Origin of the sequence: Flavobacterium sp. (assembly GCF_039930565.1) — a bacterium.
Lineage (GTDB): Bacteria > Bacteroidota > Bacteroidia > Flavobacteriales > Flavobacteriaceae > Flavobacterium.
Genome location: NZ_JBDTTP010000122.1, coordinates 1 through 8,111 on the forward strand (window position 1 = coordinate 1; position 8,111 = coordinate 8,111).

Genomic DNA, 8,111 nt, shown 5'->3' on the forward strand with positions numbered 1-8,111 from the left:
TAGCAAGTTCAAGACCAATAGCATCTGTAAACCAGAAAGTTAAACCAGCACCTGGATTAAGTGTTCCGTAGCTACTATCACCAAAGAAAGTATAACCACCACCTACAGATAACGAAGGATCGATAACTTTAGATTTAATCATTTCCATGAAGCTATATTTAATAGTAGCATCAATTCCATAATACATTAAATCTCCAGGATTTACTACTGCATTACCTCTAGAATCACTATTAGCCAAGCTTGGGTTATTAAAAACAACAAATTTATCAATTTTGTTTACAGATCCCTGTAAACCAACAGAAAAACCACTTCCAACATATTTCGATACTCCTATGTAAGATAAAGAAGGAAGGATATTCCAGTTATCTTTCACACCAAATGGCTGCGAAAAGTGTTGATCAAAGAAGCCACTTCCTGACCCAGAACTTGTTCTGGTGTCAACGGCATTAACTCCAAAAGAGATAGCCCATGGATTGTTACTGTCTTGTGCGTGAGAGCTTAAACCCATCACCATCATCACAGCAACTAAAAGTTTGTTAAGATGTTTCATACTTAATTTTTTTAATTACAATTTAGTTAATTACAGACAAAAGTAACACGTAATTTTTTAAATTCAAAATAGATTGTTAAAAAAACCTACAAAAATTTGATTAATGTGGCAATTATATAACTTTTAACATTTTACCAACTGATATAAAAGCGCTTATAGCTCTATCCAAATGCTCTTTTGTATGGGCTGCGGATAATTGAACTCTTATCCTTGCCTTTTCTTTTGGAACAACCGGAAAAAAGAATCCAATTACATAAATTCCTTTCTTTAAGAGTTCATTTGCCATATTTTGAGATAATTTTGCATCATACAGCATTACCGGAACAATTGCTGAATCCCCATCAATTATATCAAAACCTGCCTCCTTCATTCCTTTTTTAAAATAATTAGTATTCGATTCCAGCTTATCTCTCAAAGACGTATCTTTTTCTAAAAGCTCGAAAACTTTAATAGAAGCACCAACAATTGCAGGCGCTAAAGAATTTGAGAACAAATAAGGGCGCGATCGCTGACGCAATAATTCAATAATTTCTTTTTTGGCAGTGGTATATCCTCCCATCGCACCACCAAGTGCCTTACCAAGCGTACCGGTTATAATATCAACTCTACCCATTACACCTTTTGCTTCCAATGTTCCTTTTCCGGTAGCTCCAATAAAACCTGCGGCATGACATTCATCAACCATTACCATTGCATTATATTTATCAGCCAGATCGCAAATCTTATCCAAAGGAGCAACAATGCCATCCATTGAGAAAACCCCATCTGTAACAATCAATTTGAAACGCGCTCCAGCTTTATCTGCAGTAATTAATTGCTGTTCCAAATCTTCCATATTGCTGTTTTCATAACGATATCGAGCCGCTTTACACAAACGGACTCCGTCAATAATCGAAGCATGGTTCAGGCTATCCGAAATAATAGCATCTTTTTCTCCCAGCAAAGGTTCAAAAACTCCTCCATTAGCATCAAATGCAGCTGCATAAAGAATGGTATTTTCTGTACCATAAAAATCCGCAATCTTTTTTTCTAATGTTTTATGAATATCCTGTGTCCCGCAAATGAAACGAACTGACGACATACCAAAACCATGTGTATCCATAGCATCTTTTGCTGCCTGTATAACCTCAGGATGCGAAGAAAGCCCTAAATAATTATTAGCACAAAAATTTAAAACTTTTTCTCCTGTAGAAATAGTTATTTCAGCGTCTTGTGCTGATGTTATAATGCGTTCTTTTTTAAAAATACCGTTTTCTTCTATTGACTGCAGTTCATTTTGCAGATATTCTTTAATTTTACCGTACATATTGTTTATTTAAAACGTTAAAAATTAATACATTAGCAAAATTTTAGCTACGTAACTTCCTTAACATCTGATTAATATTTTCACAAATTTACTACATCGATTTCGTTTCCTATATATACCAATGCCCTTTTTAACACTTTGTATCCTAAATCTTCAACAGCATTTTGATATTCCTGAATTTGATGTATATATTTAGGATTTCTGGCACCTGTTTTATAATCCAATAAATACGCTTCCTTATTTTTGGTTAGAACAATTCTGTCTGGTTTTAAAATTTTACCTTGTTTTTGTACAATAGCCTGCTCATTCAAAATAGTATTTTTGCTATCAAAGCAAGCACTAATTTCAGCATGATTAACAATCTGCTGTAATGTTTTTAAAACGATTTTTTTTTGATCAAACGTTATCAATCCATTTTCTATTGCTTTTATAATGGCCATATCAACATCTGATTTATCTTTCACAAAAGCCAGAATTTCATGAATTATATTTCCGTATGAAATTGCATCCTGTTGATGAGTATCCCACATAAGTGCCTCGCGCTGGGCAATTTTAATGTTTTTTGGATTTAAAACTTCGGCAACTATTGGAATCGTTTTTATTAAATCTACTGTTTTTCCTGGTGGAGAAATTTTCATAGAATTTCCAAATTCATATTCGCATTCGTCCGTATCATAAACTCCTTTGTTCATCAAATACTTAATAAAGAAAGAAGCCATATTGTTTGGTAATTCCCCGTCTTTTCTTTCTTTTAACGATTGAGAGATAATATACAATTGCTCTTCGGCACGTGTTAATGCCACATACAAAACATTAATATTATCCAGTAATTCTTCTTGTTTTTTCAAATTAAAGACTGCCGAAGCACTTTCTCCAAAACCTTCTACAGCACTGCTGTTATCAACCAAAGCTTTAGGCACACCTAAATCAACATCTTCAGTGTCAAGCCACAATTTATCTTTTGGCTTTCTGTTATAATCTTCTTCTGCAAAAGGCATAATCACGACCGGAAACTCCAAACCTTTCGATTTGTGTATCGTCATAATTCTAACCGCATTATTTCCTTCAGGGGAAGGAATACTGAATTTATCCGCGTTTTTATCCCAATAGCTTAAAAAATCAGCTATTCCGGCCTGATTTCGAATATCTCGTTCCAGAACAATATCAAGAAAATATTGCACATATGCATTTCCTTCAGAAAGAAGGAATTTAGATATGATAATTTCTACAGCTTCATACAATGATTTCTTTCTAATATCTTCAAACGAAAGTGACACATCAAGAGTCAAAAGCCATTTTTCAAAATCACTCTCAAAAATTTGCGCCATTCCAAACGCAATAAAATCATGAATCGGAATTTTAATTTCTTTAGTATTCGCTAAAAAATGTAGAAAATTTGCTTTTGCTTCTAAATCAATGTTATTGTTTAGATATTTTAGCAAATGAATAATCAATCGGACTTCAGTAGCATTTTGGATCATCAGGGTTTCTGAAGATAAAAGCGGAATATTCTGCTCCGTCAGATAATTGGCAATAGCGATTCCCTGATCTCTTTTTCGGGTCAGGATTACAATATCCTTATATTCAAACCCTTCCCTTATAACTTTTTGAATTGTATTTAAAGTTGCAATAACATATAAATCCGACTTTTCTATAACCTCTTCATCATCGGCAAAATCATTTTTTTCAATTATGGGCAGAAAAGAAATATTTACATAACCGCCTTTTTTAGAATTTGCATACTGAAAACTATGATTCTCATACAAATCTTTATAATCTTCATTTGAGAACTCAGTCGAAATTAGCTTAAAAAATGCATTATTAAAATCGATTACTTCGCTATAACTGCGGTAATTGGTGTCTAAATGTTTTACTTTTTTGTTTTTATTACTAAATGGATTTTCTTCTTTATTATACGGATTTACCTCTTTGCTCAATTCTATAAACTGTTCTGCTTTTCCTCCACGCCAACGATAAATAGATTGTTTTGGGTCACCTACAATCATTAAGGTTCCTTTATTACCAAAATCATCCTGCCCGGAAAGCGCATTATCAATTAGCGGAATCAAATTTTGCCATTGCATTTCAGAAGTATCCTGAAATTCATCAATGAAAAAATGGCGATATCTTTCTCCCAGACGCTCATAAATAAAAGGAGCCGGCTGGTTTTGAATTTCACGATGAATAATCGCATTGAATTCTGAAATTGATAATACATTTTGTTCCGACTGAATTTTAGCCAATTCGTTATTTACTGTATTCAGCAAAGAGAGTGGTGTTATATTTTTTAGGAACGCCTTGTAAAAATCTCTTTTTTCGAAGTTTTTATAAGCTTTACTTAATATCAGAAGGAGTTCCGGAATACTATTTTCAATCAAAGCGCGATCAGTCGCAGTTTTATTAATCGCAATATCTTCAAATTCATGAAAAGTTTTATTTGTTGGATTGAATTTTCCATCCCGTATACACTCCAAATGATTTGGAAATGTACCTCTTGAAAATGATTTTAGATCGATGCAATTTTTATCCAGTAAAGAAAAAGCCTCGCAAGCGAGTTCTGCATTTTCTTTTTCTAAATCGGTACACAAAACCGACATTTTCTTTTTGATGGCAATAAATTCTTCAATTGACTTATCCTGAAAATGTGAAATTTCATTCCGGTTATTTTCATTCAGAACTAACCTTCCTGTTTCCATAATTTCGCGCGAAACATCCCAACTTTTATCATCGTCGGTTTTTTCCATTGTAAAATCAATCAGCAGTTTTGTCAAAGTTTCATCCTGACCTGCCTGTGCAATAATAGCATCTACAGCTTCAATCAATAAGTTTTCAGTATCCAGAGTTACCTCAAAAGTCATTGGTAAATTTAAATCATGGGCAAAAGCACGAATTACTTTATGCGTAAATTTATCAATGGTAGAAATATCAAAAGCTGCATAATTATGAATTAAATGCTTGATGATACTTTGAGATTTTGTTTTGATTTTAATTACCGAAAGTCCTGTTTCCCTAGACAAATCTTCCATTAAATCAATGGCTTTCGCCGAAGATTCTTCTTTGGTAAATTCAGATAAACTGCCTACAATCCGGCTTTTCATTTCATGAACTGCTTTGTTGGTAAACGTTATGGCCAGAATATTTCGGTAAGCATCATCTTTTGGCGAAGAAAGAATAATCTTAAGATATTCCTTAACCAACGTATACGTCTTTCCGGAACCCGCTGATGCATCATAAATGGAGAAAGACGGACTTTGCATGATTTTTTATTTTTGTATGGTAAAAATAATATTTCTGCTACATTAACACTTTACAAAATCAAAAAATTGAAATGAATATTTTATTGTTTAGGAAAAGCTCTTTTATTAAAAACCAACAGAATTCCGACACCTGCAGAAATTGCCATATCGGCAACATTAAAAATAGCATTAAAAAACTCAAATTGCTTTCCTCCAAAAAATGGTAACCACGCTGGTAAGTTACCTTTCCAGATAGGAAAATAAAACATATCTACTACTAAACCATGAAACCATGTACCATAAGGCTCAGGTGAAAAAAGTGTTGCCAGCTTTCCATGACTGTCATCAAAAATAACTCCGTAAAAAACAGAGTCAATTATATTTCCGGAAGCTCCGGCAAAAATTAATGCAATTGCCACAATTAAATAATCAGAATGATTTTTCTTAATTGAATCAGAAAGCCAGTACCCAATTCCGAATACAGCAAAAATTCTAAAAACAGTCAAAATTAATTTACCATACTCCCCAGGGATTTTTGTTCCCCATGCCATTCCTTCATTTTCAATAAAATGAATTCTGAACCATTCAAAAACATGAGCTTCATCACCTAAAATAAAATTTGTTTTTACATAGATTTTAGAAACCTGGTCAATCAATAATATAATAAATATAAGGAGATACGCTTTTCGTAATGACATGTTATAAATTTTAATGTTGGCAAAAGTAACAATTAAATAAAAAAAAACGCCCCTTATGGAGCGTTAATTCTTTTGTAATTTAAGTGATTATCGTTGCAAATTTTTAGCTTCGATACTCATGGTAGCATGAGGAACGATTTTTAATCTTTCTTTACCGATTAATTTACCTGTTACTTTGCAGATGCCATACGTTTTGTTTTCTACACGGAATAATGCATTTTTAAGATCCCGAATGAATTTTTCCTGTCTGATAGCCAACTGTGAGTTTGCTTCTTTTGACATTGTTTCACTTCCTTCTTCAAAAGCCTTGAAAGTTGGTGAAGTATCATCTGTACCGTTATTTAAATCGTTCATGTAAGCACTTTTTATTAAATCCAGATCGGCTTGTGCTTTTTGTATTTTATTTTGAATTATTTCTTTAAACTCCGCTAAATCAGCATCAGAGTATTTTGTAATTTCATCTATCATTTTATTATCCTATTTTGAAATTAATATCATTGTTTTAATATCATCAAACTCAATTTCTGTGCCGTTTTCCAAAGCATCCACAAAAACCAAATCATTTGTAAGTGTCTCAGACTTAATATAGTCTTTATTTTTTAAAATCGCCTCTTCCAGGATTCCGCTTCTTTTTAATTGAATTTTAATTTTATCAGTAACCTCAAATCCGGAATCTTTACGGATATTCTGAATTCTGTTTACCAATTCTCTTGCGATTCCTTCATTTTTCAATTCTTCAGATATTGTAATGTCAAGCGCCACTGTAATTCCGTTTGAATTTGCAACCAGCCATCCTTCAATATCCTGCGATGTTATTTCGACGTCTTCCAGAGATAAAGTTACATTATTTCCTGCAATAACAATATCAATCGTCCCCAGCTTGTCTAACTCATTAATCTGATCCGCAGAAAAAGATTGTATTTCTTTGGAAATCAAACCCATATCTTTTCCAAAGCGTGGTCCCAAAGCCTTAAAATTTGGCTTAATCTGCTTTACTAAAATACCCGAAGCATCGTCTAAAAGCTCTATTTCTTTTACATTTACCTCAGTTTTTACAAGCTCGGAAATTGCTTCAATTTCACCTCTCTGTTTCTCGTCAAGCACCGGTATCATTACCTTTTGTAAAGGCTGACGTACCTTAATCATTTCCTTTTTACGAAGTGATAAAACCAAAGAAGAGATGGTCTGAGCCTTCTGCATTTTGCTCTCTAACATTTTATTAACAAAGTTTTCGACAAATTTTGGAAACTCAGCCAAGTGAACACTGCTAAATTGCTCAGATCCTGTAGAACTCGTTAAATCCCGGTACAATTTATCCATGAAAAATGGAGCGATCGGAGCGCTTAATTTACTGATCGTTAACAGGCAAGTATAAAGTGTTTGATAAGCTGCAATTTTATCCTGAGCGTATTCGCCTTTCCAGAAACGACGACGACACAAACGAACGTACCAGTTGCTTAAGTTTTCCTGAACAAAGTCAGAAATAGCTCTTGCCGCCTTTGTAGGCTCATAATCTTCGTAACATTCATCAACAAATTTGATTAATGTATGTAATTCAGACATGATCCATTGGTCGATTTCCGGTCTTTCGTTTAACGGAATTTCCGCTTCAGCGTATTTGAATCCATCAATATTGGCATATAATGAAAAGAATGAGTAGGTGTTATATAATGTTCCGAAGAATTTACGACGAACCTCGGCAATTCCTTCCAAATCAAATTTCAGATTGTCCCAGGGATTGGCATTCGAAATCATATACCAGCGTGTAGCATCAGGACCATATTCTGCAATTGTTTCAAAAGGATCTGTTGCATTCCCTAAACGTTTCGACATTTTTTGCCCGTTTTTATCCAAAACCAAACCATTCGAAACTACATTTTTATAGGCTACTTTATCAAAAACTAAAGTTCCGATAGCGTGCAGGGTATAAAACCATCCACGAGTCTGATCGACACCTTCAGCGATGAAATTCGCAGGAAAATCTTTATTCTCATCGATTTTATCCTTGTTTTCGAAAGGATAATGCCATTGTGCATAAGGCATTGCTCCAGAATCGAACCAAACATCAATTAAATCGCTTTCACGTTTCATTGGCTGGCCTGAAGCCGAAACTAAAGTAATTTGATCGACAACATTTTTATGTAAATCGATTAAATCATAATTTGTTTCAGACATATTTCCGATTTCAAAACCTTTAAACGGATTTTCTTTTTGAAAACCAGCTGCAATAGATTTTTCGATCGCGTTGTATAATTCTTCAACAGAGCCAATAAGAACTTCTTCTTTTTTGTCTTCAGTTCTCCAAATTGGCAACGGAATAC

Annotated in this window: 5 protein-coding genes and 1 pseudogene; all 6 read right to left on the reverse strand. The window is 33.7% G+C overall.

Annotation, left to right across the window (positions count from 1 at the left end; genetic code table 11):
- Positions 1–550 (reverse strand): annotated as a pseudogene (locus ABI657_RS18510) (OmpA family protein); the annotation flags it as partial.
- 112 nt (positions 551–662) lie between these two features.
- Positions 663–1,856: a glycine C-acetyltransferase gene (gene kbl / locus ABI657_RS18515; protein ID WP_348098752.1), complete on the reverse strand. Its 1,194-nt coding sequence runs from the start codon at positions 1,854–1,856 to the stop codon at positions 663–665.
- A gap of 80 nt (positions 1,857–1,936) precedes the next feature.
- Positions 1,937–5,113 (reverse strand): UvrD-helicase domain-containing protein, encoded by a 3,177-nt coding sequence (locus ABI657_RS18520; protein WP_348098753.1) that lies wholly within the window; start codon positions 5,111–5,113, stop codon positions 1,937–1,939.
- An 80-nt stretch (positions 5,114–5,193) separates the two neighbouring features.
- Entirely contained in the window at positions 5,194–5,790 is a 597-nt protein-coding gene (locus tag ABI657_RS18525; RefSeq protein ID WP_348098754.1) for a lipoprotein signal peptidase, read from the reverse strand.
- Between the two features lie 87 nt (positions 5,791–5,877).
- Entirely contained in the window at positions 5,878–6,258 is a 381-nt protein-coding gene (locus tag ABI657_RS18530) for a TraR/DksA C4-type zinc finger protein (RefSeq protein WP_348098755.1), read from the reverse strand.
- 9 nt (positions 6,259–6,267) lie between these two features.
- Positions 6,268–8,111, reverse strand: a 1,844-nt coding sequence (locus ABI657_RS18535) for a DUF5915 domain-containing protein (RefSeq protein ID WP_348098756.1), incomplete at its 5' end; no start/stop codon positions are given.

Coding starts and splice junctions, on each gene's coding strand:
- ABI657_RS18530 (WP_348098755.1), bottom strand. CDS start 6,258: ATGATAGATGAAATTACAAAATACTCTGATGCTGATTTAGCGGAGTTT.
- ABI657_RS18520 (WP_348098753.1), bottom strand. CDS start 5,113: ATGCAAAGTCCGTCTTTCTCCATTTATGATGCATCAGCGGGTTCCGGA.
- kbl (WP_348098752.1), bottom strand. CDS start 1,856: ATGTACGGTAAAATTAAAGAATATCTGCAAAATGAACTGCAGTCAATA.
- ABI657_RS18525 (WP_348098754.1), bottom strand. CDS start 5,790: ATGTCATTACGAAAAGCGTATCTCCTTATATTTATTATATTATTGATT.